This is a genomic window from Pseudomonas sp. 3JA (assembly GCF_036961705.1).
GTDB lineage: Bacteria > Pseudomonadota > Gammaproteobacteria > Pseudomonadales > Pseudomonadaceae > Aquipseudomonas > Aquipseudomonas fluorescens_Q.
Genome location: NZ_JBAMDJ010000024.1, coordinates 19,970 through 44,930, shown reverse-complemented (window position 1 = coordinate 44,930; position 24,961 = coordinate 19,970). Strand labels below are relative to the sequence as shown.

The 24,961-nt window shown below is 61.3% G+C and carries 26 protein-coding genes; 11 read left to right on the top strand and 15 right to left on the bottom strand.

The window, feature by feature from the left end; all coding sequences use genetic code 11:
• Window positions 1–33: 33 nt before the first annotated feature.
• The 4 genes from V7773_RS18920 to panM form a co-directional block, all read right to left on the bottom strand.
• Window positions 34–306 carry an oxidative damage protection protein gene (locus tag V7773_RS18920; RefSeq protein ID WP_003196814.1) on the bottom strand — a complete coding sequence of 91 codons (273 nt, stop codon included), beginning with the start codon at window positions 304–306 and terminating at the stop codon, window positions 34–36.
• Window positions 303–1,370: an A/G-specific adenine glycosylase gene (mutY, locus tag V7773_RS18915; protein WP_336074494.1), complete on the bottom strand. Its 1,068-nt coding sequence runs from the start codon at window positions 1,368–1,370 to the stop codon at window positions 303–305. Before mutY ends, V7773_RS18920 begins: the two co-directional genes overlap by 4 nt.
• Window positions 1,367–3,598, bottom strand: a complete 2,232-nt coding sequence (locus V7773_RS18910; protein WP_336074492.1) for an AsmA family protein — start codon at window positions 3,596–3,598, stop codon at window positions 1,367–1,369. Before V7773_RS18910 ends, mutY begins: the two co-directional genes overlap by 4 nt.
• Before the next feature lie 274 nt (window positions 3,599–3,872).
• Window positions 3,873–4,271 carry an aspartate 1-decarboxylase autocleavage activator PanM gene (gene panM, locus V7773_RS18905; protein WP_336074490.1) on the bottom strand — a complete coding sequence of 133 codons (399 nt, stop codon included), beginning with the start codon at window positions 4,269–4,271 and terminating at the stop codon, window positions 3,873–3,875.
• Between the two features lie 261 nt (window positions 4,272–4,532).
• On the opposite strand from panM, the gene V7773_RS18900 reads away from it, so the two are divergent.
• From V7773_RS18900 to V7773_RS18870, 7 genes are all read left to right on the top strand, one after another.
• Window positions 4,533–6,194: an OFA family MFS transporter gene (locus V7773_RS18900; RefSeq protein WP_336074489.1), complete on the top strand. Its 1,662-nt coding sequence runs from the start codon at window positions 4,533–4,535 to the stop codon at window positions 6,192–6,194.
• 282 nt (window positions 6,195–6,476) lie between these two features.
• On the top strand, window positions 6,477–7,070 hold the full coding sequence (gene hisB, locus V7773_RS18895) for an imidazoleglycerol-phosphate dehydratase HisB (RefSeq protein ID WP_003186751.1): 594 nt from the start codon (window positions 6,477–6,479) through the stop codon (window positions 7,068–7,070).
• Complete coding sequence (hisH, locus tag V7773_RS18890) at window positions 7,070–7,708, top strand: imidazole glycerol phosphate synthase subunit HisH (RefSeq protein WP_018606318.1); 639 nt, start codon at window positions 7,070–7,072, stop codon at window positions 7,706–7,708. The genes hisB and hisH overlap by 1 nt, the downstream gene beginning before the upstream one ends.
• Window positions 7,708–7,962 (top strand): DUF2164 domain-containing protein, encoded by a 255-nt coding sequence (locus V7773_RS18885; RefSeq protein ID WP_003186749.1) that lies wholly within the window; start codon window positions 7,708–7,710, stop codon window positions 7,960–7,962. The genes hisH and V7773_RS18885 overlap by 1 nt, the downstream gene beginning before the upstream one ends.
• A 42-nt stretch (window positions 7,963–8,004) precedes the next feature.
• The gene (hisA, locus tag V7773_RS18880; protein WP_336074486.1) at window positions 8,005–8,742 is read left to right on the top strand and encodes a 1-(5-phosphoribosyl)-5-[(5-phosphoribosylamino)methylideneamino]imidazole-4-carboxamide isomerase; all 738 of its coding nucleotides are present in this window, start codon (window positions 8,005–8,007) and stop codon (window positions 8,740–8,742) included.
• Window positions 8,743–8,751: 9 nt separating this feature from the next.
• On the top strand, window positions 8,752–9,522 hold the full coding sequence (gene hisF / locus V7773_RS18875) for an imidazole glycerol phosphate synthase subunit HisF (RefSeq protein ID WP_003196830.1): 771 nt from the start codon (window positions 8,752–8,754) through the stop codon (window positions 9,520–9,522).
• Window positions 9,523–9,585: 63 nt separating this feature from the next.
• Window positions 9,586–10,332 (top strand): substrate-binding periplasmic protein, encoded by a 747-nt coding sequence (locus tag V7773_RS18870; protein WP_063323365.1) that lies wholly within the window; start codon window positions 9,586–9,588, stop codon window positions 10,330–10,332.
• 78 nt (window positions 10,333–10,410) lie between these two features.
• On the opposite strand, the gene V7773_RS18865 is transcribed toward V7773_RS18870, so the two are convergent.
• The 4 genes from V7773_RS18865 to gpmI form a co-directional block, all read right to left on the bottom strand.
• A complete protein-coding gene (locus V7773_RS18865) occupies window positions 10,411–11,190 on the bottom strand; it encodes a divergent polysaccharide deacetylase family protein (RefSeq protein ID WP_336074485.1) in 780 nt (259 codons plus the stop codon).
• Between the two features lies 1 nt (window position 11,191).
• Window positions 11,192–12,508 carry a S41 family peptidase gene (locus tag V7773_RS18860; RefSeq protein WP_336074484.1) on the bottom strand — a complete coding sequence of 439 codons (1,317 nt, stop codon included), beginning with the start codon at window positions 12,506–12,508 and terminating at the stop codon, window positions 11,192–11,194.
• A 32-nt stretch (window positions 12,509–12,540) separates the two neighbouring features.
• Window positions 12,541–13,833, bottom strand: a complete 1,293-nt coding sequence (locus V7773_RS18855; protein WP_336074482.1) for a murein hydrolase activator EnvC family protein — start codon at window positions 13,831–13,833, stop codon at window positions 12,541–12,543.
• A gap of 318 nt (window positions 13,834–14,151) precedes the next feature.
• Window positions 14,152–15,681 carry a 2,3-bisphosphoglycerate-independent phosphoglycerate mutase gene (gene gpmI, locus V7773_RS18850; protein WP_336074480.1) on the bottom strand — a complete coding sequence of 510 codons (1,530 nt, stop codon included), beginning with the start codon at window positions 15,679–15,681 and terminating at the stop codon, window positions 14,152–14,154.
• Window positions 15,682–15,833: 152 nt separating this feature from the next.
• On the opposite strand from gpmI, the gene V7773_RS18845 reads away from it, so the two are divergent.
• Genes V7773_RS18845 through secB form a run of 3 tightly spaced genes read left to right on the top strand, consistent with a single transcriptional unit; the run spans window position 15,834 to window position 17,026 of the window.
• Window positions 15,834–16,247, top strand: a complete 414-nt coding sequence (locus V7773_RS18845) for a rhodanese-like domain-containing protein (RefSeq protein ID WP_135843238.1) — start codon at window positions 15,834–15,836, stop codon at window positions 16,245–16,247.
• A gap of 2 nt (window positions 16,248–16,249) precedes the next feature.
• Window positions 16,250–16,504, top strand: a complete 255-nt coding sequence (gene grxC / locus V7773_RS18840) for a glutaredoxin 3 (protein ID WP_336074478.1) — start codon at window positions 16,250–16,252, stop codon at window positions 16,502–16,504.
• Window positions 16,505–16,543: 39 nt separating this feature from the next.
• On the top strand, window positions 16,544–17,026 hold the full coding sequence (gene secB / locus V7773_RS18835) for a protein-export chaperone SecB (protein WP_063323358.1): 483 nt from the start codon (window positions 16,544–16,546) through the stop codon (window positions 17,024–17,026).
• Window positions 17,027–17,144: 118 nt separating this feature from the next.
• On the opposite strand, the gene trmL is transcribed toward secB, so the two are convergent.
• The gene (gene trmL / locus V7773_RS18830) at window positions 17,145–17,600 is read right to left on the bottom strand and encodes a tRNA (uridine(34)/cytosine(34)/5-carboxymethylaminomethyluridine(34)-2'-O)-methyltransferase TrmL (protein ID WP_063323357.1); all 456 of its coding nucleotides are present in this window, start codon (window positions 17,598–17,600) and stop codon (window positions 17,145–17,147) included.
• On the opposite strand from trmL, the gene V7773_RS18825 reads away from it, so the two are divergent.
• On the top strand, window positions 17,599–18,039 hold the full coding sequence (locus tag V7773_RS18825; RefSeq protein ID WP_336074474.1) for a hypothetical protein: 441 nt from the start codon (window positions 17,599–17,601) through the stop codon (window positions 18,037–18,039). The two genes, trmL and V7773_RS18825, sit on opposite strands and share 2 nt — an antisense overlap.
• Window positions 18,040–18,530: 491 nt before the next feature.
• On the opposite strand, the gene ntrC is transcribed toward V7773_RS18825, so the two are convergent.
• From ntrC to glnA, 6 genes are all read right to left on the bottom strand, one after another.
• Complete coding sequence (gene ntrC, locus V7773_RS18820) at window positions 18,531–19,967, bottom strand: nitrogen regulation protein NR(I) (protein WP_013692071.1); 1,437 nt, start codon at window positions 19,965–19,967, stop codon at window positions 18,531–18,533.
• Complete coding sequence (gene glnL, locus V7773_RS18815) at window positions 19,964–21,049, bottom strand: nitrogen regulation protein NR(II) (protein WP_053117539.1); 1,086 nt, start codon at window positions 21,047–21,049, stop codon at window positions 19,964–19,966. The genes ntrC and glnL overlap by 4 nt, the downstream gene beginning before the upstream one ends.
• 254 nt (window positions 21,050–21,303) lie before the next feature.
• On the bottom strand, window positions 21,304–21,927 hold the full coding sequence (locus V7773_RS18810; protein ID WP_336074470.1) for a DUF4124 domain-containing protein: 624 nt from the start codon (window positions 21,925–21,927) through the stop codon (window positions 21,304–21,306).
• A complete protein-coding gene (locus tag V7773_RS18805) occupies window positions 21,924–22,442 on the bottom strand; it encodes a DUF4124 domain-containing protein (protein WP_336074468.1) in 519 nt (172 codons plus the stop codon). Before V7773_RS18805 ends, V7773_RS18810 begins: the two co-directional genes overlap by 4 nt.
• A 103-nt stretch (window positions 22,443–22,545) precedes the next feature.
• Window positions 22,546–23,109 (bottom strand): chorismate mutase, encoded by a 564-nt coding sequence (locus tag V7773_RS18800; protein ID WP_063323353.1) that lies wholly within the window; start codon window positions 23,107–23,109, stop codon window positions 22,546–22,548.
• A gap of 121 nt (window positions 23,110–23,230) precedes the next feature.
• On the bottom strand, window positions 23,231–24,637 hold the full coding sequence (gene glnA / locus V7773_RS18795; protein ID WP_003196860.1) for a type I glutamate--ammonia ligase: 1,407 nt from the start codon (window positions 24,635–24,637) through the stop codon (window positions 23,231–23,233).
• Window positions 24,638–24,961: the final 324 nt, after the last annotated feature.

The following is a 24,961-nucleotide window of genomic DNA, read 5'->3' as shown; positions in this document are numbered from 1 at the left end:
CGTCGCTTACGATCCGCCCCCACACAGAACAGCTTATTCGGACGGCGGCACGTAGCCTTCGGCCTTGGCGTAATCTTCGCCGGAAAAGTACTTGTCCATCTCGCCCTGAAGGTATTTGCGATCTTCAGCGTTCATCATGTTCAGGCGTTTTTCATTGATCAGCAGGGTCTGGTGTTTCTGCCAGTCGGCCCAGGCCTTGGCCGAGACATGGTCGTAGATATCCTGGCCCTTGGCACCCGGGAACGGTGCACGTTCCAGGCCTTCCAGTTCTTCTTTGTACTTGCGGCACATGATGGTGCGGGTCATTGCAACTCTCCTGCGTTCATTACGGCGGCCGCGCGTTCGAGCAAGGTTTTGACCGGGGCGGCAAGGCCCAGGCGCGGCGGGGTGGCGAGGTTATACCAGAGCCAGTTGGCCTCGGCCACGTGATGGCCGGTTTCCCGGACCCGGACCAGCCAGGGTTCGATCGCCAACTGGAAGTGGCTGAAGGTGTGCACCAGGCTTGGCATTTCCTGTTGGCTGCCCAACTCCAGCGAGTGTTGCAGGGCCAGATGCTGCAGGTCGTCGAGGTCGTCGAGTTCCGGCAGGCTCCACAGACCGCCCCACAGCCCCGTGGAAGGGCGACGGTAAAGCAGGATTGCGCCTTCGTTGTTCGCCAGCATCGGCATCAAGGTACGCTTCTTGGGCACTTCCTTGCGAGGCTTGGGAATCGGGTAGCGGGTTTCCAGGCCCAGCATGTGGGCCTCGCAGCCTTGCTTGAGCGGGCAGAGCAGGCAACTGGGCTTGCTGCGGGTACAGAGTGTCGCGCCCAGGTCCATCATCGCTTGGGTGTAGGCGTTGACCCGGTCTTGCGGCGTGAAGCGCTCGGCGGTGGCCCACAGCTGTTTCGCCACCTTGGGTTCGCCCGGGTAGCCTTCCTGGGCGGTGAAGCGCGCCAGCACCCGCTTGACGTTGCCATCAAGGATCGGCGCTCGTAGGCCCATGCTGATGCTGGCGATGGCGCCGGCGGTGGACAGGCCGATCCCCGGCAACTCGGTGAGTTTTTCCACGTCATGGGGAAATTCGCCGCCGTACTGCTCGACGACGATTTTCGCGGTTTTCTGCAAGTTGCGTGCACGGGTGTAATAGCCCAGCCCGGTCCACAGGTGCAGCACTTCGTCCTCCGGCGCGGCGGCCAGGGCTTGAACGGTAGGCAGCGAGGCCATGAACCGGTCGAAGTAGTTGAGCACAGTACTGACCTGGGTCTGCTGCAGCATGATTTCCGAGACCCATACCCGATAGGGCGAGATGGCCTGCTGCCAGGGCAAATCGTGGCGCCCGTGGCGGTCGAACCAGTCCAGTACGGCGGTGGAAAACTGCTCGGCTCTCATCGCTTGAACAGCCCCTTGAGCGCATCTTTGAGTTCGGGGCTGACCTTGTCGCCCAGCTTCTCATCGATCTTGTCGCCGAGACGGTCGCCGGCCAGTTTCGCCGCGACCTTGCCCAGCCCGTCGTTGTCCAGGCGACAGGCCTTGGCGCCGAGTTCCAGCGGGCCGCGGCAGCGCAATGGCCATTCGACGTCGACGTAGCGTTCGTTGACCTGGCAGGCCGGGTCGGGCATATCGCTCTTGTCGCCTTCGACGATGACGCCGACGCGATAATCCATGCCCAGTACACGCAGGTCGATGTCGCCGTTGCCGTTGACGGTCATGCCGGGGATGCGGACTTTCAGGTCCGGGTTGTTGGCAACGCCATTGTTGAAGGTGAGATTGCCGTTGAGTTGCTGGAACGGCGTGTCCTTGCCCCGGGGTTCGCCGCTGAGGCTCTTGCGATTGAGGGTGGCGATGCCTTTGCACAATTGCTGTTCGAGGTTGGCATTGAGCAGCACGCCGTCGTTGATGACGAACCCGGCGGTGCCGTTGAGGCTGTCGATCAGGGCTTTCTGGCTATTGCCGCTGGCGGTGATCGCGCTGTTGACGGTGACGAGGCCTTTGACCGGCGGATTCTTGCCCTGGCTTTCGATGATCTTCTCGGCAGGGACCCGATTGATGCGCGTTTGCAGGCTCAGTTGCGGCGTAGGCTGGCGCACGTCCAGGGTGCCCTTGGTTTCGAAGTTGCCGCTGTACAGGTCGCCTCGCAGGTTCTCCAGGGTCAGCAGGCCGCCTCGGCCGGTGGCCTTGAGCGCAGCGTTCTGGATTGGCAGTTTATCGAGGGTCAGTTGCCCGAAGGCCAGGTCAGCATCGAGGTCCAGCTTGCTCAGGCGTTCCACTGGAAACAGTCGATCGTTACTCCAGGCGCCCTGGGTCGGGGCGCTTGGCAGCGGTGTACTGCCGGCACCGGCCATGGCGCTGGCTTCGGTGTTGCTGACTTCAGCCTCACGGGCCGCCTTGGAGCTGTCGGCTTCGGCGGACTTTGGCGCCAGGTAGCGGTCGACGTTGAACGTGTCGGCCTTGAGCTGCGCGCGCAGGGACTGCTTGGCGAAGTCCTCCACGGCGATGCGACCGCTGAAGTTGCTGTCGTCCACTTTCAGGTTGATGTCGTTGAGCTCGACACTGGTTGGCGTACCGGCAATGCGGCTGGACAGTTCGACCTTGCTCAGGCTGCCTTCGGCCATGGCTGGGAGTTTCTGGCCGATGCTTTCGACGAACTTCGCCAAGTCGAACTGGGCGATGGACACGCCGCCATTCAATTGCGGGGTCTTGTCGAGGTCGTTGACCTTCAGTTCACCCAGGGCGCGCAGTTGATTGAGCGACAGCTTGATGCCGGTCCACTCGGCGACGTTTGCGGCTTTGTCCAGGAACAGTTGGCCTTGGACGGCGAAGTTCAGGGTCTTGCCCTGCAAGGGATCGCCGGTGGCTTCGCCGGACAGTTTCAGGTCTTCGAACTTGTAGCGCTTCAAGGCACGTTCGAAGCGCAGTTCCCCCGTCACTTCGGTGCGTACGCGTACGGCCGGCTGGTTGCTGGACAGAAATGCGGTCAGGGTGACTGGAATGTTGGTGGAATCGTGAACCGGGCCGGTGCTCAGTTGGATGCTCTCGGCCGTGAACAGCTTGCCGGTCTGCTCGTCGGTGTATTCGACCCGGGCGTTGTTCACGGTCAGGCTATCGATATCCAGTCGGGTCGGCTGGGCAGATTTTTCTGCCGGGGTACTGACGGGTGGGGTCGGTTGTTGGGATGGCACGGGGGCCGGCGCGTTCGCCGTCGACGCAGAGGCCGGCACCTTGCCGATGTCTTCCCAGTTGCCGTGCCCGTTCTTGTCACGATTGAGCCGCAGGTTCAGGCCTTCGACCCGCACATCGCTCATTTGTACTTCCCGGCGCAGCAGCGGTATTACCCGGACCGAAAGGCCGAGCATCTGCAGGTCAGCGAAAGGCTGGGTCGGACTGGCCAAGGTCGCGACGCTGGCATCGTGCAACTCAAGGCCCAGCCACGGAAACAGGCTCCAGCCAATGTCGCCATTGAGGGTCAGCTCGATGTGGGCCTTGTCGCGGGCTATCTGGCGGATCTCTTCTTTGTAGTCGTTGGGATCGAACAGGTGGGTCAGGGCAAAGCCCAGGGCCACAATGATCAGCAACAGCCCGAGAAGTACCAGACCCAGGATTTTGCCGAACGCTTTCATGGGCGAATCCTTGTAGGTTGAGTTCAAAATTTAGCCGGGAGTATAACGCCCCGAATTAGTGGCGCGTTGGGTGATCGTGTCTCACTCCCTCGCAGTCAGGCCGGCAGGTGTGATCCTGTGGCGAGGGAGCTTGCTCCCGCTGGGCTGCGAAGCAGCCCCAAACCAGGCGAATCGGTGTGCCTGAACATACCGAGGCGTTGGTTTTTTGGGGGGGGGGGCTGCGCCCCCAGCGGGAGCAAGCTCCCTCGCCACAGGGATTTGTGTTCGGCTTTAACTAGCATTCGTCCAGCGGCAATTTCAATTTGGCCGCCAGCGCCTGGGCTTGCAGATGCCCGGCCGGGGCCAACAAGTGCAGCTCGGCACCTCTTGGTGCGGCCATTCGCCGAGCTTCGCTCACCAGCCGTTCAGCCACGCCACGGCGACGGGTAACGTTTCGTACGCACAGGTGGGACAAGCGCCAGGCGTTCTGGTGCCGTTGCAGGCGTGCTGCGCCGAGCAGTCGGTCATTGAAGCGTGCCGCGATCAGCGAGCCTTCCTCAAGGCATTGCTTGATCAGTTGCGTGGCATCGCTAAACGGTTCGAACAGCCAGGCCGGGGCATCCCGGTAGATTTTCTGCAGGTCCTGTTGGTCCTGACAGCTGGCGTCGGTAATGAGCTCGACAACGATGGGCATGGAAATTCCTGAAAAAATAAATCGTTAGCCCCCTACAGAAAACGAGTGGGCGTGCGATAAGACAGATGGCACGAAAAAGGTGATATCACTTTGGTTTTTCTGCCGCGAGCAAATGGTAACCTTTGCCCGTTCGTCCGTCCTTCTGCGACTTGATGTCGCACACTATGGAGCTTCACCAGAAAATACAGCCATGCCTGCGTGCAATGAAGGCTGAGGGTGACGCGTGGCTGACGGACCATTCCAATAACTGGGGGATACACAATGAGCACGAGCATCACGGCTGGCGGCATCGCCGACCAGCCAGCGTTCCTCTCCAAAGAGCGCATCATCGCCAAGCCCGGTTTCAACCGGTGGTTGGTTCCACCGGCCGCACTGGCTATTCACCTCTGCATCGGCATGGCCTACGGCTTCTCGGTGTTCTGGCTGCCACTGTCCAAAGCCTTGGGTATCACCAAGCCTGTGGCCTGTGCACCGGATATGAGCTTCATCTCGCAAGTCTTTTCGTCCCAATGTGACTGGCCGATCTCGATGCTCGGTTGGATCTACACCCTGTTCTTCATCTTCCTGGGTTGCTCGGCAGCCATCTGGGGCGGCTGGCTGGAACACGCCGGGCCACGCAAGGCCGGCGTTGTATCGGCCTTGTGCTGGTGCGGTGGCCTGCTGATTTCCGCGTTGGGTATCTATACCCACCAGATCTGGCTGATGTGGATCGGTTCCGGCGTGATCGGCGGTATCGGCCTGGGTCTGGGCTATATCTCCCCGGTGTCGACCCTGATCAAGTGGTTCCCGGACAAGCGCGGCATGGCCACTGGCATGGCGATCATGGGTTTCGGTGGTGGTGCGATGGTCGGTGCTCCACTGGCCGCGGCGCTGATGAGCCATTTCGCTTCGCCAACCGGCGTGGGCGTATGGCAGAGCTTCCTGGTCATGGCCGCGATCTACTTTGTGTTCATGATCGGTGGCGCCTTGTCGTACCGCGTCCCGCCAACCGGTTGGAAGCCTGAAGGCTGGACCCCGGCACCGAAGAAAGCCGCGAACGCGATGATCACCCATCGTCACGTTCACGTGAATGTGGCCTGGAAAACCCCGCAGTTCCGTCTGGTATGGCTGGTGCTGTGCCTGAATGTATCCGCCGGTATCGGCATCCTCGGCATGGCTTCGCCACTGTTGCAGGAAGTGTTCGGCGGCAAGTTGCTCGGCAATGACCTGCCTTTCGGTCAGCTGGATGCCGCCCAACTGGGCCAGATCGCAGCCATCGCGGCTGGTTTCACCGGTCTGTTGAGCTTGTTCAACATCGGCGGTCGGTTCTTCTGGGCATCCTTCTCGGATTACCTGGGTCGCAAAAACACCTATTTCGTGTTCTTCGCCCTGGGCTTTGCCCTGTACGCGCTGATCCCGAACTTGGGTCACCTGGGCAGCGTCGCGCTGTTCGTGGCGGCGTTCTGCATCATCCTGTCGATGTACGGCGGCGGTTTCGCCACTGTGCCGGCGTACCTGGCGGACCTGTTCGGTACGCAAATGGTCGGCGCGATCCACGGTCGGCTGTTGACCGCCTGGGCGGCGGCAGGCGTGCTGGGTCCGGTGCTGGTGAACTACCTGCGTGAATATCAGCTGAGCATCGGCGTTGAACGTGCCGCGGCCTATGACATCACCTTGTACATCCTCGCTGGCCTGCTGGTGCTGGGCTTCCTGTGCAACCTGCTGGTCCGCCCGGTCGCCGACAAGTACTTCATGACCGACGCCGAACTGGCCGCCGAACAGGCGCTGGGCCATGACAAGGGCGCCGACAGCAGCACTTCGCTGGAGTGGAAAGCCGCGCCGGGCACCAAGCCCCTGGCGATCGCCGCCTGGCTGGTGGTGGGCATTCCGTTGGCGTGGGGTGTGTGGGTGACCCTGCAGAAGACAGCGGTGTTGTTCCGCTAAGACCGTTGCCCTGTGTCATCGGCTCAGGGCAACCCTTGTGGGAGCGAGCCTGCTCGCGATGGGGGCGTGTCAGTCGACATCATGGTCGGCTGACCCACCGCTATCGCGAGCAAGCTCGCTCCCACATTTGCTTTTGGGTGACGTTGAAAGCTTGTACGGACATGTCTATCGCCGACAGCGCGGGAGACAACCCGTCAGGGATATCACCTCCCGTGTTTCTGTTTGCCGCTCGCGCCCCTATAATGGCTGCCTTTTTCGCCCAATGATTTTGCGGAGCTGGTGATGGCCGAACGTAAGGCGTCTGTCGAGCGCGACACTCTGGAAACCCAGATCAAAGCCTCGATCAACCTGGATGGCACCGGAAAGGCCCGGTTTGATATCGGCGTGCCTTTTCTTGAGCACATGCTGGACCAGATCGCCCGTCACGGGCTGATCGACCTGGACATCGTCAGCAAGGGCGACCTGCATATCGACGACCACCACACGGTGGAAGACGTCGGTATCACCTTGGGCCAGGCCTTTACCAAAGCCATCGGTGACAAGAAGGGCATCCGTCGCTACGGCCATGCCTACGTGCCGCTCGACGAGGCGCTGTCGCGTGTGGTCATCGACTTCTCCGGCCGTCCGGGCCTGCAGATGCATGTGCCGTACACCCGTGCCACCGTCGGCGGCTTCGACGTCGACCTGTTCCAGGAATTCTTCCAGGGCTTCGTCAACCACGCCAACGTGACCCTGCACATCGACAACCTGCGCGGGCACAACACCCACCACCAGATCGAAACCGTGTTCAAGGCTTTCGGCCGCGCGCTGCGCATGGCTGTGGAGCTCGATGACCGCATGGCCGGCCAGATGCCTTCCACCAAGGGCGTCCTGTAATGCAGACGGTCGCGGTTATCGACTACGGCATGGGCAACCTGCACTCGGTGGCCAAGGCCCTCGAGCACGTGGGTGCCGGCAAGGTGCTGATCACCAGCGATGCCGACGTGATTCGCGAAGCTGACCGGGTGGTGTTTCCAGGCGTCGGTGCGATTCGCGATTGCATGGCTGAGATTCGTCGCCTGGGCTTCGACAAGCTGGTGCACGAAGTCAGCCAGGACCGTCCGTTCCTTGGCATCTGCGTGGGCATGCAAGCCTTGCTCGAGCGCAGCGAAGAGAACGACGGCGTCGATTGCATCTCTATGTTTCCAGGTCAGGTGAAGTTTTTCGGCAAGGGCCTGCATGAAGACGGCGAGCACCTGAAAGTTCCGCACATGGGCTGGAACGAAGTGAAACAGACGGTGGATCACCCACTGTGGCACAACATCCCGGACCTGGCGCGCTTCTACTTCGTGCATAGCTACTACATCGCCGCCGGTAATGCGCGGCAGGTGGTGGGCAGCGGTCACTATGGCGTCGATTTCGCCGCGGCCCTGGCCGATGGCTCGCGCTTCGCCGTGCAGTTCCACCCCGAGAAGAGCCATACCCATGGCCTGCAACTGTTGCAGAACTTCGCAGCGTGGGACGGGCGCTGGTAATGGCCCGCAAGAAACCGCCGATCCTCACCCTCACGCCCGAGCAGGAGAGCGAGGCGAACCGCAAGATCCAGCGGTTCATGGAGGAGCGTTTCGAGCTGGACCTAGGCTCGTTCGAAGCGGCGGAAATTCTTGACCTGTTTACCCGCGAAATTGCTCCGCACTATTACAACAGGGCGATTTTCGATGTGCAGACGCACCTTAAAGAAAGGTTCGAAAGCATTGAAAGCGACTTGTGGGCGCTCGAGAAAAATTGATTTTCGAGCCAAGCTGAATATTCGTATTTGAAGGTTTGCCAGATGCTGATTATCCCCGCTATCGATCTCAAGGACGGCGCTTGCGTACGTCTGCGTCAGGGCCGCATGGAAGACTCCACGGTGTTTTCCGATGACCCGGTGAGCATGGCCGCCAAGTGGGTGGAGGGCGGCTGCCGTCGCCTGCATCTGGTCGACCTCAATGGCGCCTTCGAAGGGCAGCCGGTCAACGGTGAAGTGGTCACGGCCATCGCCAAGCGTTATCCGAACCTGCCGATCCAGATCGGCGGCGGCATTCGCTCGCTGGAAACCATCGAGCACTACGTCAAGGCCGGCGTGAGCTACGTGATCATCGGCACCAAGGCGGTGAAGGAGCCTGAGTTCGTCTCCGAAGCCTGCCGCGCCTTTCCGGGCAAGGTCATCGTTGGCCTCGACGCCAAGGACGGCTTTGTCGCCACCGACGGCTGGGCTGAAGTCAGCACTGTACAGGTGATCGACCTGGCCAAGCGTTTCGAGGCCGATGGCGTGTCTGCCATTGTCTACACCGACATCGCCAAAGACGGCATGATGCAGGGCTGCAATGTCCCGTTCACCGCCGCCCTGGCTGCCGCCACCAGTATTCCGGTGATCGCCTCCGGTGGCATCCACAACCTGGGTGACATCAAGGCACTGCTCGACGCCAAGGCGCCGGGCATCATCGGTGCGATCACCGGTCGCGCGATCTACGAAGGCACCCTGGACGTCGCCGAGGCCCAGGCCTTCTGCGACTCCTACAAAGGCTGAGGACTCATCATGGCGCTGGCCAAACGCATCATCCCTTGCCTGGACGTGGACAACGGCCGGGTGGTCAAGGGCGTCAAGTTCGAGAACATCCGTGATGCCGGCGACCCGGTGGAAATCGCCCGTCGCTACGACGAACAGGGTGCGGACGAGATCACCTTCCTCGACATCACAGCCAGCGTCGATGGCCGCGATACCACGCTCCATACCGTCGAGCGCATGGCCAGCCAGGTGTTCATCCCGCTGACCGTGGGCGGTGGCGTGCGCACCGTGCAGGACATCCGCAACTTGCTCAATGCCGGTGCCGACAAGGTGTCGATCAACACCGCGGCGGTGTTCAACCCGGAATTCGTCGGCGAAGCGGCCCAGCACTTCGGCTCGCAATGTATCGTCGTTGCCATCGACGCGAAGAAGGTCTCCGGCCCGGGCGAAACCCCGCGCTGGGAAATCTTCACCCACGGCGGCCGCAAGCCCACGGGCCTCGATGCCGTGGAGTGGGCGAAGAAGATGGAAGGCCTGGGCGCCGGTGAAATCCTGCTGACCAGCATGGACCAGGACGGCATGAAAAACGGCTTCGACCTGGGCGTCACCCGCGCCATCAGCGATGCCCTGGGTATTCCTGTGATCGCTTCCGGCGGTGTCGGCAACCTGCAACACCTGGCCGACGGCATCCTGGAAGGCCATGCCAGCGCGGTGCTGGCGGCGAGCATTTTCCACTTTGGCGAGTACACCGTGCCGGAAGCCAAGGCCTACATGGCGCATCGTGGTATCTGCATTCGCTGATCGCTGGACACTATGGCGGGCCCAAGGCACTCTTGGGCACACCATGGATTGCGGTAGCCCGACATGCTCAAACGCCTCGTTCTTGCCTTTGCCGGTGCCACGTTGCTGCTCGCAGGCACCGTCCGCGCCGCTGATACATCGCTGGTGTTGCTGACGGAAAACTTCCCACCGTACAACATGGCCAAGAACGGCAAGAACTTCGCCCAGGACGAGAACATCCATGGCATTGCCGTGGACGTCGTCCGTGAAATATTCAAACGTGCCGATATCTCCTACAGTCTGACGCTACGTTTCCCTTGGGAGCGCATCTACAAACTTGCCCTGGAAAATCCGGGTTACGGTGTGTTTGTCATGGCGCGGTTGCCGGAGCGTGAAAAGCTTTTCAAATGGGTCGGCCCCATCGGTCCGGACGACTGGATCATGCTCGCCAAGGCCGACAGCAAGATCGCTCTCGACTCGCTGGAGCAGGCGCGTCAGTACAAGATCGGTGCCTACAAGGGCGACGCGATTGCCGAGACGCTGGCCAAGCAGGGACTGAAGCCGGTGGTCGTGTTGCGCGATCAGGACAACGCCAGGAAACTGGTCAACGGCCAGATCGATCTGTGGGCCACTGGCGATCCTGCCGGGCGTTATCTGGCGCGTCAGGAAGGGGTGACAGATCTCAAGACCGTGCTGCGCTTCAACAGTGCCGAGCTGTACCTGGCCTTGAACAAGGACGTGCCTGACGATGTGGTTGCCCGGCTTCAAAAGGCCCTGGATGAATTGCGCAAGGAAGGTGAAGTGGACGCGATCATGGCGCGGTATCTCTAAGGGCTGTACCCGCCGCATTGCCGCCATCGCGAGCCTGCTCGCGATGAAGGCGACGCGGTTTGAGATAGAGCCCAGCCGCTACCGATAAACCCCATCCTTCCCATGCCCGACCATCGCTCGATTGCTGCGCAGGCTGATCATCGACTTGATGTCGATCCACTCGATGCCCTGGGCCTTGAGCTTGGGTAGTTCGCGTTCGAGCACTGCCAGGGTCTGTGGGTAGGGGTGGCCGATCATCACGGCCGAGCCTTGCCGGCGGGCCAGATCGATGGCGGTCTGGAGCTGGTGGGCGATGGCCGCTTCGGTGCGCTCGTCGTCCAGGAACACGTCCCGCGAGACACTGGCGAGGCCGATCTTCTGGGCCTCGGCGGCGGCGACTGTCTGGGCGCTGGTGCGGCTGTCGACGAAAAACTTGTGTCGCTGCTGCAAGTTCGCCATCAGCCACGCCATGGCCTGGGGCTGGGCAGTCATGCGGCTGCCCATGTGATTGTTGATCCCGCTGGTATAAGGCACGGCAGCGAACGCGGCGTCGAGGCGCTTGCCCAGTTCTTCGATGGGCAGCTCCGGATGCCAGGCGAACGGCCCGGTGGCCGGGTCCATGGGCATGTGCAGCATGACCAGTTTGCCGGCGCGATGGGCTTCGCGGGCGAATTCGGCGGCGTGGGGCGTGTCAGGCATGATCGCGGTGGTGACCGGGCCGGGGAGGGCCAGTACCCGGCGATCCCGGGGCAGGTTTTGCCCCAGGTCGTCGATGATCAGGCTCAGGTACGCCTTGTGCGGCGAAGAGGGCGTGGCGGGCGCCGCGTTAACGGCTCCCGCTAGCAGGCACAGCAGGACGAAGGTGAAACGCAGGCCCATCTCAGCGGCCGGACGTGATGTTCAACCCTTTGAGCAGGCTCAAGGCCTGGGCCAACTGATAGTCGTCATCCTGCGGCATTGGCTTGGCCTTGCCACCGGAACCGGTCGGTTTGTCGGCGCCGCCGTTGCCATTGCCCAGGTGACCTTGCAGGTCGGCTTCCTTGAAGTATTCGCTGTCCTGCTCGTTGGTGATCTTGGCCTTGCGCACCTCGATGTCCGGGACGATGCCCTGGGCCTGGATCGAGCGACCGTTGGGCGTGAAGTACAGCGCGGTGGTGATCTTCAGGGCGCGGTCGTTGTTCAGCGGCAATACGGTCTGTACCGAGCCTTTGCCGAAACTGGTGGTGCCCATGACCACGCCACGCTTCTGATCCTGCAGGGCGCCGGCGACGATTTCCGAGGCCGAGGCGCTGCCGCCATTGATCAGCACCACCAGTGGCACCGCTTCGCTCAGGTCGTTGCCGGTGGCCGAGAAGCGCAGCTCGGAATTGGCGATACGCCCCTTGGTGTAGACGATCAGGCCCTTGGTGATGAAGTGATCCACCACTTCCACCGCCGATTGCAGCACGCCGCCGGGGTTGTTGCGCAGGTCCAGGACCAGGCCGTTGAGCTTCTTGCCGTTGTCCTTGCGCATCTTGGCCAGGGCCTTGGCGACTTCTTCGCCGGTCTTGACCTGGAACTGGGTGATGCGGATGTAGCCGTAGCCCGACTCCAGCAGCTGGCTCTTCACGCTTTTGACCTGGATGACCGCACGGGTCAGGGTCACGTCGAATGGCGTACCGCCGTCGCGCACCAGGGTCAGGGTGATCTTCTGGCCGATCTTGCCGCGCATCTTGTCCACGGCTTCGGTCATGCTCTGGCCGCGCGTCGGTTGGCCATTGATCTTGACGATGAAGTCGCCGGCCTGGATGCCGGCCTTGGAAGCTGGCGTGTCGTCGATTGGCGAGACCACTTTGACGAAACCGTCTTCGCTGCCGACCTCGATGCCCAGGCCGCCGAATTCGCCGCTGGTGCTTTCCTGCAGTTCGGCAAAGTCGTCCGGCCCCAGGTAGGCCGAGTGCGGGTCAAGGTTGCTGAGCATGCCTTTGATGGCGTTCTCCAGCAGCATCTTGTCATCCACAGGTTCCACGTAGGCGGCCTTGATCCGGTCCATGACCTCGGCAAAGGTGCGCAGTTCGTCCAGCGGCAGCGGGGCCTTGGTGGTCGCGGCTGTGGCGGCGGGTGCCGACGGGACCGGTTCGGCGGCGAAAGCCAGGGGCGCGCCGATCACCAGGGCGATCGTCAGGGCCAGCGAGGTAAGGCGGGACAAATGCAGCATGTCGAACGAACTCCTTAATAGGATGGGCGCGCTTATCCTTGCGCACGACACCATTGGGCCGGGTCACTGGGGCGACCCTGCTGACGAATAGCGAAATACAGTGCTGGCGTATCCTGCCCGCCACTGTTGCCGACCGTGGAGATGGACTCACCGGCCTTGACCACATCCCCCGCCGACTTGAGCAGCGTCTGGTTGTGGCCGTACAGGCTCAAATAACCGTTGCCGTGATCCAGGATCACCAGCAGGCCGGCGCCGCGTAGCCAGTCGGCGAATACCACGCGCCCGCCATGAACCGCATGCACCTGGCTGCCAGCGGAGGCGCTGATCATCACGCCATCCCACTTGGTGCGGGTGTCGTCGCCACGGGTTTCACCGAAGCGCGCAAGCAATCGACCATTGACCGGCCATGGAAGTTTGCCTCGGGCTGAAGCAAAAGCGCCGCCAAAGGTTTCGCCGTCACTGGAAACCAGGGCGCCGGGGCTGGATTTCACCGGCTTGCGCGGTGCATCGCCGGCGTCTGCGTCGGCCTGGGCTTCACGCAAACGCTTTTTTTCGGCTTCCTGCTGGGCGATCAGCGCTTTCTGGCGCGCTTCTTCTGCCTCTCGGGCCTGGCGGGCCAGGGTTTGCTCGATGGTTTTCAACACGTTTGCCAGCTCGGCCTGGTCCTGCTCGCGGGCCTTGAGCTTGCTGTCGCGGGCTTTCACGTCTTCATTGAGCTTGGCCAGGGCCACCTGGCGTTCCTTGCGAACTTTCTCGAGTTCTTCGCGCTGGGTGTCGAGGCTGCTTTTCTGCACCAACAACTGGGCTTGCTGCAATTCGATGTCTTTTTCGACATTGGCCAGTTGGCGCAGGGTTTCGTTGAAGCTCTTGAGTTGTTCCAGGCGGGCCTGGCTCAGGTAATCGTAATAGGTGAGGGTGCGGGCGAACTTCTCGGGATTCTGCTGGTTGAGCAGCAGCTTGAGGTATTCCTGGCGACCGTTCTGGTAGGCGGCCCGGGCCTGGATGGCGATCAGCTTTTGCTGTTCAGTGCGCGCGCTCTGGAGTTTTTTTTTCTCTCCATCGAGTCGTTGCAGCTCGGATTCGCTTTTCTTCAGCTCTTTTTGCAGCGCGTCGACCTGTTTCTCCAGATTGCCCATCTCGGTTTCGGTGCCGCGCAGGTCTTTCTGCACGCTGGATTTCTCTTCCTGCAACTTGCCCAGCAGTTTTTTCAGCTCGGCAATGTCCTGGCGCGTGGCTTCCAACTGTTGTTGGGTTTGCGCGCGCTCGTCGGCAAAGGCCGGTTGGAGCAGGCAAGTCAGAGCGAGGGCTATCAGGACGCGAAGCATAGAGGCGGGCGACACCAGGGAAAGGGACGGCCTAGTATGCCCGCCCCACGCTGCAAAAAAAACGCCCATTTGGGGCTGTGTGATAACTGGCCGGAAAAACACTGCAAACCCCATGTGGGAGCGGGCTTGCTGTTCACTTGAGGCAATGACAAGCCCGTGGCGAGGGAGCTTGCTCCCGCTGGGCCGCGAAGCGGTCCTAAAACCTGCCAGATGCGGAGCATCAGACACACCGCACCCGCCAGTTCACGACTGCTTCGCAGCCGAGCGGGAGCAAGCTCCCTCGCCACGACAAGCCCATGCTCGGTGACTACGTGTTGGTCAGACCAGGATCGAAGTCCCGGTCATCTCCGCCGGCTTTTCCATGCCCAGCAACATCAGCATGGTTGGCGCCACATCAGCCAGTACGCCGCCCTCGCGGACCTTGAAGTCACGCTTGCCGACATAAATGAACGGCACCGGCTCGGTGGTGTGGGCGGTGTGGGCCTGGCCGGTGGATTCGTCGGACATCTGCTCGACGTTGCCGTGGTCAGCCGTGATCAATGCTTCGCCGCCGACCTTTTCCAGGGCTTCGACGATGCGGCCAACGCAGGTGTCCAGGCATTCCACGGCCTTGACCGCCGCCTCGAACACGCCGCTGTGGCCGACCATGTCGCCGTTGGCATAGTTGACCACGATCACGTCGTAACGCTGGTTTTCAATGGCCTCGACGATGCGGTCGGTCACTTCCGGCGCGCTCATCTCCGGTTGCAGGTCGTAGGTGGCGACTTTCGGCGAGGGGATCAGGATGCGTTCTTCGCCCGGGAAGGGTTCTTCGCGGCCGCCGGAGAAAAAGAACGTCACGTGGGCGTACTTTTCGGTCTCGGCGATGCGCAGTTGGGTCTTGCCGTTTTTCGCCAGGTAGTCACCCAGCACGTTTTCCAGGCTGCCGGCGGCGAAGGCCGATGGTGCGGGGATGCTGGCGGCGTATTGGGTCAGCATGACGAAACCGGCCAGTTTCGGCTGGCGGGCGCGTTCGAATTCCTTGAAATCGTCTTCGACAAACACGCGGGTCAGTTCGCGAGCACGGTCGGCGCGGAAGTTCATGAACACCACGGCATCGCCGTCCTCGACCTTGACCGGTTCGCCAATGGTGGTGGCCTTGACGAACTCGTCGCTTTCGCCGCGCTCGTAGGCGGCCTGCAGGCCTTCCTGGGCGGTGGCGGCGTTGAATTCGGCGCTGCCGTCGACGATCAGGTTGTAGGCCTGGGACACACGGTCCCAACGGTTGTCACGGTCCATGGCGTAATAGCGGCCAATGAGGCTGGCGATGCGCCCCTTGCCGAGTGCCTGGAACGCTGCGTCCAGCAGTTCGATCGACGACGTGGCGCTTTTCGGCGGGGTGTCGCGACCATCGAGGAACGCGTGCAGGTAGATCTGCTGGGCGCCGCGCTTGAAGGCCAGTTCGGCCATGGCAATCAGGTGGTCCTGATGGCTGTGCACGCCACCGTCGGACAGCAGGCCCATGAAGTGCACGGCCTTGCCGGCGGCCACGGCTTTATCCACGGCGGCGCAGATGGTCGGGTTTTCGAAGAACTCACCGTCACGGATCGATTTGGTCACACGGGTGAAGTCCTGATACACCACGCGGCCTGCGCCGAGGTTCATGTGGCCGACTTCGGAGTTGCCCATCTGCCCGTCCGGCAGGCCGACGTCCATGCCGCTGCCGGAAATCAGGCCGTTGGGCACGGTGGCCCACAGGCGGTCCAGCACGGGCTTGTTGGCCGAATACACGGCATTGGATTCGTGGCTGTCACTGTGACCGAAGCCGTCGAGAATCATCAGGACCAAAGGTTTAGGCGTGGTAGTCATGGAATCCACTCGTGGCGGGTTAAAAGAAGACGATGGAAAAGGGACGGGCAGTTTAAAGGTAAGTTCCGACGGCGTCACCGCCGGGCGGGGTTTGGCCGGCCTTGCGTGCTGTGTATACTGGCCGACATTTTAACGCCCTGGAACCTCCTTCGATGGTTGCTCACCTGATTGAATTTGCCACTAACCACTACATTCTCGTCGGTATCTTCGTCGTACTGCTGGCGTTGCTGGTCGCCCATACGATGCAGGGTGGCGGTCGTAGCCTGAGCACCGGCGAGCTGACGGCGCTGGTCAACAAGGATGCCGGTGTGGTGGTGGACATCCGCCCGAGCAAGGATTACGCCGCCGGTCACATTGTCGGGGCGGTGAACATTCCCCAGGACAAACTGATCGCGCGTATCGGCGAACTGGAAAAACACAAGGCCAAGACGCTGATCCTGGTGGACGCCCAGGGCCAGCACGCCGGCACCCACGCCCGTGAGCTGATGAAGTCCGGTTTTACCGCCGCCAAGCTGTCCGGCGGCGTTGCCAGCTGGAAAGCCGACAATCTGCCCCTGGTGAAGTGAAAATGCCCCACGTTGTTGTCTATTCCAGCGATTACTGCCCCTATTGCTCTCGAGCCAAGTACCTGCTCCAGAACAAAGGCGTGGCTTTCGAAGAGATCAAGGTCGACGGCAAGCCGCAACTGCGCGCCGAAATGACCCAAAAGGCCGGACGCACGTCCGTGCCGCAGATCTGGATCGGCAGCACCCACGTGGGCGGCTGCGATGATCTGTTCGCCCTGGAGCGCGCCGGCAAGCTCGACGCGATGCTCAAGGCCTGAATTTCCCACTCAAGAACCTGAAAGTAAGAAGGATCTGCGATGACTGACCAACAGAACACAGCTGCCAGCGAAGAAGAAGCCGCACCGCAATTCTCCTTGCAGCGCATTTATGTACGTGACCTGTCCTTCGAGGCCCCGAAAAGCCCGGCGATCTTTCGCCAGCAGTGGGAGCCGAGCGTCGGCCTGGACCTGAACACCCGCCAGAAGGCCCTGGAAGACGACTTCCATGAAGTGGTGCTGACCCTGTCGGTGACTGTGAAGAACGGTGAAGAAGTGGCGTTCATCGCCGAAGTGCAGCAGGCCGGGATCTTCCTGATCAAGAACCTGGATGCCGCTTCGATGAGCCACACCCTGGGTGCGTTCTGCCCGAACATCCTGTTCCCCTACGCCCGCGAAACCCTGGACAGCCTGGTGACCCGCGGTTCGTTCCCGGCCCTGATGCTGGCTCCGGTGAACTTCGATGCCCTGTATGCGCAAGAACTGCAGCGCATGCAGCAAGAAGGCGGCGCGACCGTTCAGTAATTCGACGCAAACCCTGTGGGAGCGGGCTTGCCCGCGAAAGCGGTGTGTCAGGCGACATTGATGTCAACTGACACTCCCTATTCGCGAGCAAGCCCGCTCCCACATTTGTTATCAGGTGTTATAGAAAGTCGTTCTGCCGCCACGCCTCATAAACCGCCACTGCCACGGTATTGGACAGGTTCAGGCTGCGACAGCCTTCGCGCATTGGCAGGCGCAAGCGCTGGTCGGCGGGCAAGGCGTCCAGCACCTCGGCCGGCAGGCCACGGCTTTCCGGGCCGAACAGGAACGCATCGCCAGCGACGAAGCGGGCGTCATGGAACGGCCGCGAGCCCTTGGTGGTAAAGGCGAACAGGCGCGGATGCCCGAGGCTTTCCAGACAACTGGCGAGGTCTGCATGGCGCTGCAAGGTGGCATACTCGTGGTAGTCGAGGCCGGCACGGCGCAGGCGCTTGTCGTCCATCTCGAAGCCCAGCGGTTCGATCAAATGCAGGTGGCAGCCGCTGTTGGCGCACAGCCTGATGACATTGCCGGTATTCGGCGGAATTTCCGGTTGAAAAAGGATGACGTGAAACATGCACGGCTCCGCAGATGAAGATGAGCGGCATTCTACGCTGCAAACCGACCGACGTTCGAAGCTAATGCCTCGGGTGATGGGTTCGTTGGCGATCTTCGGCATGATGGTCGGATTGATGATCGGACGCCTGACCACGCCTGAACCGAGCGTGCTGCAGCAGGTCGAGGTGATAGACGGTGGGGTGGTGGCTTGGTTCAACACTGAACCCAAGCTGCACGGGGAAGTCATCGACGGCTCGGTGGCGCTGTTGTTCGAAGCGCAAGGGCGATCGCAGAACGGCCAGTTAAAGCTCAACGGCAAGGACGTGAACTGGCGGGTGCGGTTGAGTGACAAGGGGTTGTTGCTGACGTTGGTGGCGGCGCGTCCATTGCGCGGGGCGTGGACCGGCAGCGAGGTCGATGACCGCTGGCGGCTGGAGGTCCGTCTCCAGGAGCAATAAAAGAGGGAATCCCCGGCCTGCCTGTACCAAGGTCCCCAAAACGGGAGGGCTTACCGCGAAGGTCCAGCCCTGGTGTAAAGAAGGGAAACCTTGACCTGCCTGTATCAAGGCCCCCAAAACAGTGGGCTCGATGAGCCCGGTATAAAATGGGGAATCCCCGGCCTGCCTGTACCAAGGTCCCCGAAACTGGGTAGTGATTGAGCTATTGCAGGGGGCGTGCCAGTTTTAAATGGCTTGTCACAAAAAAACTGCTGCTGAGTCGAGAAGCCCCGTATTCCGGGGCTTTTGTCTTGTTTGTGCGGTTTTTTTCGAGCTGGGCCGATTGGTTTTGGCCGGTGGTGCATGTGCCATTGCGGTTCGCAGTGCATTGATGCGGTGCATGAAGCCTTTAAAAGCATCGCGAGCAAGCTCGCTCCCACAGGAATTGTTTCCCCTGTGGGAGCGAGCTTGCTCGCGATTGGCCCTACTGATCAGCGAAGAACTAAGGCCTTTCAGCCCTCATCCCCGTCATCATCATCCCCGCCATCGACCTTCATCCCCAATTCCTTGATCTTGCGGGTCAAGGTATTGCGGCCCCAACCCAGCAGCACCGCGGCGTCGCGGCGGCGGCCAGCGGTGTGCTTGAGGGCGGTCTCGATCATGATCCGCTCGAAACTCGGCACCGCGCTGTCCAGCAGGCTCGACTGGCCACGGGACAGGGCCTGGTCGGCCCACTGGCGCAGGGCTTGCTCCCAGTTGGTCACTGGAGCCGAATCCTGCGGCAGGCTCAACAGCTCTGGCGGCAGGTCGCTGATGTGCACTTCGCGACCCGAAGCCATCACCGTGATCCAGCGGCAGGTGTTCTCCAACTGACGCACGTTGCCCGGCCACGGCAAGTTCTTGAGGTATTCCTCGGTTTCGCTCTTGAGCAGCTTTGGCTCGACCGCCAATTCCTGGGCCGCGCGGCTGAGGAAGTGCCTGGCCAGGGTCGGGATGTCTTCGCGACGATCCGCCAGGCGCGGGATATGAATGCGGATCACGTTCAGGCGGTGGAACAAGTCCTCACGGAATTTGCCGGCATGAACCAGGGTTTCCAGGTTCTGGTGGGTCGCGGCGATGATGCGCACGTCCACCTTGACCGGCGTATGCCCGCCCACCCGATAGAACTCGCCATCGGCCAGTACGCGCAGCAAGCGGGTCTGGGTGTCCGCCGGCATGTCGCCGATTTCATCGAGGAACAACGTGCCGCCGTCAGCTTGCTCGAAGCGCCCGCGCCGCAGGTTGGCCGCGCCGGTGAACGCACCTTTTTCGTGGCCGAACAGCTCGGACTCCATCAGGTCCTTGGGAATCGCCGCCATGTTCAGCGCGATGAACGGCGATGCCGCTCGTGGACTGTGACGGTGCAAGGCGTGGGCCACCAGTTCTTTACCGGTGCCCGACTCGCCGTTGATCAGCACGGTGATGTTGGAGTGGCTCAGGCGCCCGATGGCGCGAAACACTTCCTGCATCGCCGGCGCTTCACCGATGATTTCCGGCGTGCGGGCCAGGGCCGGCACCTCTTCCATGCCCTGTTGTTCCTGGGCATGTTGATTGGCGCGTTTGACCAGCGACACGGCTTCATCGACGTCGAATGGCTTGGGCAGGTATTCGAAAGCGCCGCCCTGGTAGGACGCCACGGCGCTGTCCAGGTCGGAATGGGCGGTCATGATGATCACCGGCAGCCGCGGATGCTGTTCGCGGATCCGCGCCAGCAGGTCCAGGCCGCTGGCGCCAGGCATGCGGATGTCGGAGATGATGACGTCCGGTTGCTGACGCGCCAGGCGACTCATCACCCCGTCGGCGCTGTCGAAGCTCTGGGTGGTCATGCCTTCCTGTTGCAAGGCTTTTTCCAGGACCCAACGGATAGAACGGTCGTCATCGACGATCCACACGGTTTCACTACGGCTCATGTCGATGTGGCTCCTTGTTCCAGTGGCAGGAAGATCGAGAAGGTGGTGTGGCCGGGGTGGCTTTCACACTCGATCAAGCCCTGATGCTGACTGATGATGTTCTGGGTAATGGCCAGGCCCAGCCCGGTACCGTCCGGACGGCCGCTGACCATGGGAAAAAAGATGGTTTCCTGCAGCTCGGCAGGGATGCCCGGGCCGTTGTCGATGATCTCGATCTTGGTCACCAGGCGATGGCGCACATGGCCGATGGTGAACTGGCGCATGGCCCGGGTGCGCAGGCTGATGCGGCCCAGGCGCAGCTCGTTCTGGCTGCTGATGGCCTGCATCGCATTGCGCACGATGTTCAGCACTGCCTGGATCATTTGCTCGCGGTCGATCAAAACGTCGGGAATGCTCGGGTCATAGTCGCGCACCAAGGTGATGCAGCCCTGGCTTTCGGCTTCCACCAGGCTGCTGACCCGCTCCAGCACCTCATGGACGTTGCACATCGCCAGCGATGGCAGCTTGTTCGAGCCGAGCATGCGGTCCACCAGGTTCCGCAGGCGGTCGGCTTCTTCGATGATGACGTTGGTGTAGTCCTTGAGGCTTTCTTCCGGCAGTTCGCGGGCGAGCAACTGCGCCGCGCCACGAATCCCGCCGAGGGGGTTCTTGATCTCATGGGCCAGGCCGCGCACCAGCATCTTGCTGGTTTCCTGCTTGGACAGCTGGGCCTCTTCCTTGGTGATACGCAGCAAGCGATCACGCGGGTGGACTTCCAGCAACAGCAGGGTGGCGCCGTTGTTCAGGATCGGCGTCACCGCGTAGTCCACGGTCAGGGTCTGGCCGGTCAGCGCGGTGAGCATCGCTTCGCGCTTGGTGAACGGATGGGCCTGTTCCACCGCCTGGCGCAAGGAATTGAGCGCTTCGGCGGACTCGGTGAACAACTCGCTGATGAACTGCCCGTGGCTGCGCTGGCCACTGACGGCCAGGAGCATCTCGGCCGCCGGGTTCATGTACTCGAGGCGCAGTTCGGCGTCGAGCAGGATGGTCGCGGTGGTGAGGTTGTCGAGCAGCAAGCGGTGTAGTGCGTCGCTAATGGTCATCAGGACCTCTTTTGGAGCGTAGCAACTCGGGACCGGTCCCAAATTGCGCGCGCGATTAATGCGCTGTTACAAAGGAAAATGCAAAAACCAAACCAAGGCTCCGAAAAGAAGCGTTTAGAGCCTCAAAAGGGTGTTTTTCGCCCAGTTGCGTGGCGTTCTGCCAGCTTTTTCGGGTACTTTCGAACCAAAATGGGTTTGGAAACTGAGTAGCGTGCAAGTGTTTGCACCAATATAGTGCGCCAGCCTGAACGGCATCAGAAGAACGGCAAGATGCTGCTTTTTTCTTCTTCAGGCTTTTCGGCGAGGGGGCACTCGGGGCGTTGACCGTAATCGGCCGTGGCGCAGGGTTTGATGCGGCGCTTTTGCGCCAGGGACATGCGTTGCATATGGAAGGGCTGGTTGGCGGTACGTTCGACGATGCGGTCCTGCTCATCGAGGATTTCTACCGCCAGTTGATGGGTGCCTCGATCGATGTTGCTCAAGGCAAACACCGGGCTTGGCCCCGGCGTGCCTGTTGGCTGGCCGTCGAGCAACAAGCGATAGCGGTGGCCTTTTTTCAGGCCGGGTTCGCTGGTGACGCTGACGATCAGTTCGCCTGCGGTGCTGCGTATCGTCGCGTCCGGCTCCGGGATCAGCAGCCGGAGCATTTCGTAATGGAACAGGGGCTTGGGCGGGGCTTCTGCCGCGGGCGGAGGGTTTGTGCTGGCGGGCGGCGTTGGCAGACGGTTGGCGGGGGGCAGCTGTACCTTCTTCGCATTGCCGGGACGCGGTTGATCGGTGAAGACGCGATTACCCTGGGCGTCGATGTAGGTATAGACCTGTGCCATGCCCGGCAGCGCGGCCAGCGAAAGGCCTAGGGCGATCAGCCAGCGGATCACGGCTGGTGTACCCGCTGCACGGTGAACGTCACGGTTTCACTCTGTTGCACGAGATTGTCCCCGTCGATGACTTGAACCGCCAGGCTGTGCTCGCCCCGATCGATATTCACCAATTGCAGGCGCGGCACGTTGGACGCCTGGCCGTAGGGTTGGCCGTCCAGCAACAGCCGGAACAGATGCGGGCTCTGCAGGCGTGGTTGCGCCCGGACGCCAACGGTGAAGGTGCCATTGTTGGCGCGCAGGGCCTCGTCGGTGGGGATGTCCGTCAGTTCCAGTATCTCGTAGGCATTGCGCGGCTCGTCGCTGTTGGCGGGGGCTGGCGGTGTTTTCGGGCTGGCCGGGGATTGGCGTTCGATGCTGTTGAGCGGCGGCAACTCCACCGCCTGGGCCGGCACGCCTTGGGGCGGCTGGTTGCTGTAGGCGGTGTTGCCGTCGGCGTCGGTGTACTTGTAGATCTGCGCGGCGGCGGCCAGCGCCAACAGCAACAACAGGATGATTGAAAAAACGCGCCCCATAAAATCGACCGAAAACTGAAAGTGTTGAGTTGCAGCATAGGTCAGGGAGGGGCATTGGCCCAAGTTGTTGCACGTAACGTCTGTGGGAGCGGTGTCGTTTGCCTCAGGCTTTTGGGGAGATGCACAGCTCACCGGTCGCTCGGATCAGGGCGAGGCGGTGCACCGGGTGCTGCTTGTTGTGGTGGGTGGCCCGGGCCAGCCATTGCGGGCACTGCGGGTCTGTGCGGTAGGGGGCGAAGTCGGCCAGTTGTTGCAGCAGGCGTTTTTGCAGGCGATCGAGTTGTGGGCGGATCTCTCCCACCAGGTCCGGGCGTGGGAGGTCCGGGGCCTTGCCTTCCAGGGCCCAGTCGGACAGGTTGATGTACTGCACCATTTTGTTGGCTTCTATCTGGGCGGCGAAAAACGCTTCCACGGTTTCGCCACTCAGCTTGTAGGCCGGTGCCTGGGCAACGGCGGCGGCAATGACTTCACGCTCGCGCTGACGGTCTTCTACCGGTTTATGGCTGTCCCATTTGCTCAACGCCACTTGATCGCCAAGGGCCAGGCGTTCGCCAATGGCGTTAAGCAACGGGGTAAGGGCCTCAGGGGCGCGAGCCGAGGCGGCTTCGGCGGTGGAGGCCAGCAGTGCGGCAGACAGGGCAAGGCAGAGCTTGAGGCGCAAAGTCATGGGCAGTCTCGTCTTATATGGGGGAGCGACGAGGCATCATGCACGTAACCTGCGCCCATAAAAAAGGCCTCCCGAAGGAGGCCTCTCTTTATTCACGCCGTGCGTGGCGGCGTTTACTGGATCAGCAGCTGTAGTACAGCTCGTATTCCAGTGGGTGTACGAAGGTGCGAACCTTGATTTCTTCTTCGCTTTTCAGTGCGATGTAAGCGTCGATGAAGTCATCGCTGAATACGCCGCCCTTGGTCAGGAAAGCACGGCCCTTGTCCAGCTCTTCCAGGGCTTCTTTCAGGCTGCCGCAAACCTGTGGGATTTCCTTGGCCTCTTCAGGCGGCAGGTCATACAGGTTTTTGTCAGCGGCATCGCCAGGGTGGATCTTGTTCTGGATACCGTCCAGACCGGCCATCATCAGTGCGGCGAAGGCCAGGTACGGGTTGGCAGCCGGATCCGGGAAGCGCGCTTCGATACGGCGAGCTTTAGGGCTGTTCACGTAAGGAATACGGATCGAGGCGGAACGGTTGCGAGCCGAGTAGGCCAGCATGACCGGTGCTTCGAAGCCGGGTACCAGACGCTTGTAGGAGTTGGTCGACGGGTTGGTGAAGCCGTTCAACGCCTTACCGTGCTTGATGATACCGCCGATGAAGTACAGGGCTGTGTCCGACAGGCCGGCATAGCCTTCACCTGCGAAGGTGTTCTTGCCGTCTTTGGAGATCGACATGTGAACGTGCATGCCCGAACCGTTGTCGCCGTACAGTGGCTTAGGCATGAAGGTCGCGGTACGACCGTATGCATCGGCAACGTTGTGTACGCAGTACTTCAGGGTCTGGACTTCGTCAGCCTTCTTGACCAGCGTGTTGAATTTCACGCCGATTTCGTTCTGGCCGGCAGTTGCCACTTCGTGGTGGTGAACTTCGACGGTCTGGCCCATCTCTTCCAGTGCGTTGCACATGGAGGTACGGATTTCGTGGTCGTGGTCGAACGGTGGAACCGGGAAGTAGCCGCCTTTGATGCCTGGACGGTGGCCTTTGTTGCCGCCTTCCACGTCCTGGTCGGACATCCACGAACCTTGTTCGGAGAAGATCTTGAACATGGAGCCGGAGATATCGGACTTGAACTTGACCGAGTCGAAGATGAAGAACTCAGGCTCAGGACCGAAGAAAGCGGTGTCGCCGATACCGGTGGACTTCAGGTATTCCTCGGCGCGGTGGGCGATGGCGCGTGGGTCGCGGTCATAGCCTTGCATGGTCGAAGGTTCGATGATGTCGCAGACCAGGATCAGGGTCGGCTCTTCGGTGAACGGGTCCAGGACGGCGGTTTCGTCGTCCGGCATCAGGATCATGTCGGAGGCTTCGATGCCTTTCCAGCCGGAGATGGAGGAGCCGTCGAACATTTTCCCGATTTCAAAGAATTCGTCGTCCAGCGCATCACGGGCCGGCATGGTCACGTGATGTTGAGTACCTTTGGTGTCAGTGAAGCGCAGATCAATCCACTTGACGTCATGATCTTTGATGAGTTGAACCGACTTCGACATATGTCCTCCGGGTGGCTTCGGGCGGGTAGTGGAGTGCCCTTAGATATGGGTGATGCCGGCGCGAATACTCTGCCAAGGCAACCTGCCTCACAAGGGAGCAAATTGCATGCCAGTGCCCCAGCATGGGTTTTTTGCACCAAATCCACGCTTTTAAGGGCGTAAATCAAAGATTGTCAGACAATAACGCACTGCAATGTGGCGTCGTCAATCGATAATGACCTGTTTTGGTGCATGCAAAACCATCTGCACATAAACTGGTTAAACCTTGAGCAATTTCCGCTATAATCCGCGCCCCCCTTTTTCGGCTGGCCGTTCGCGCGCTGT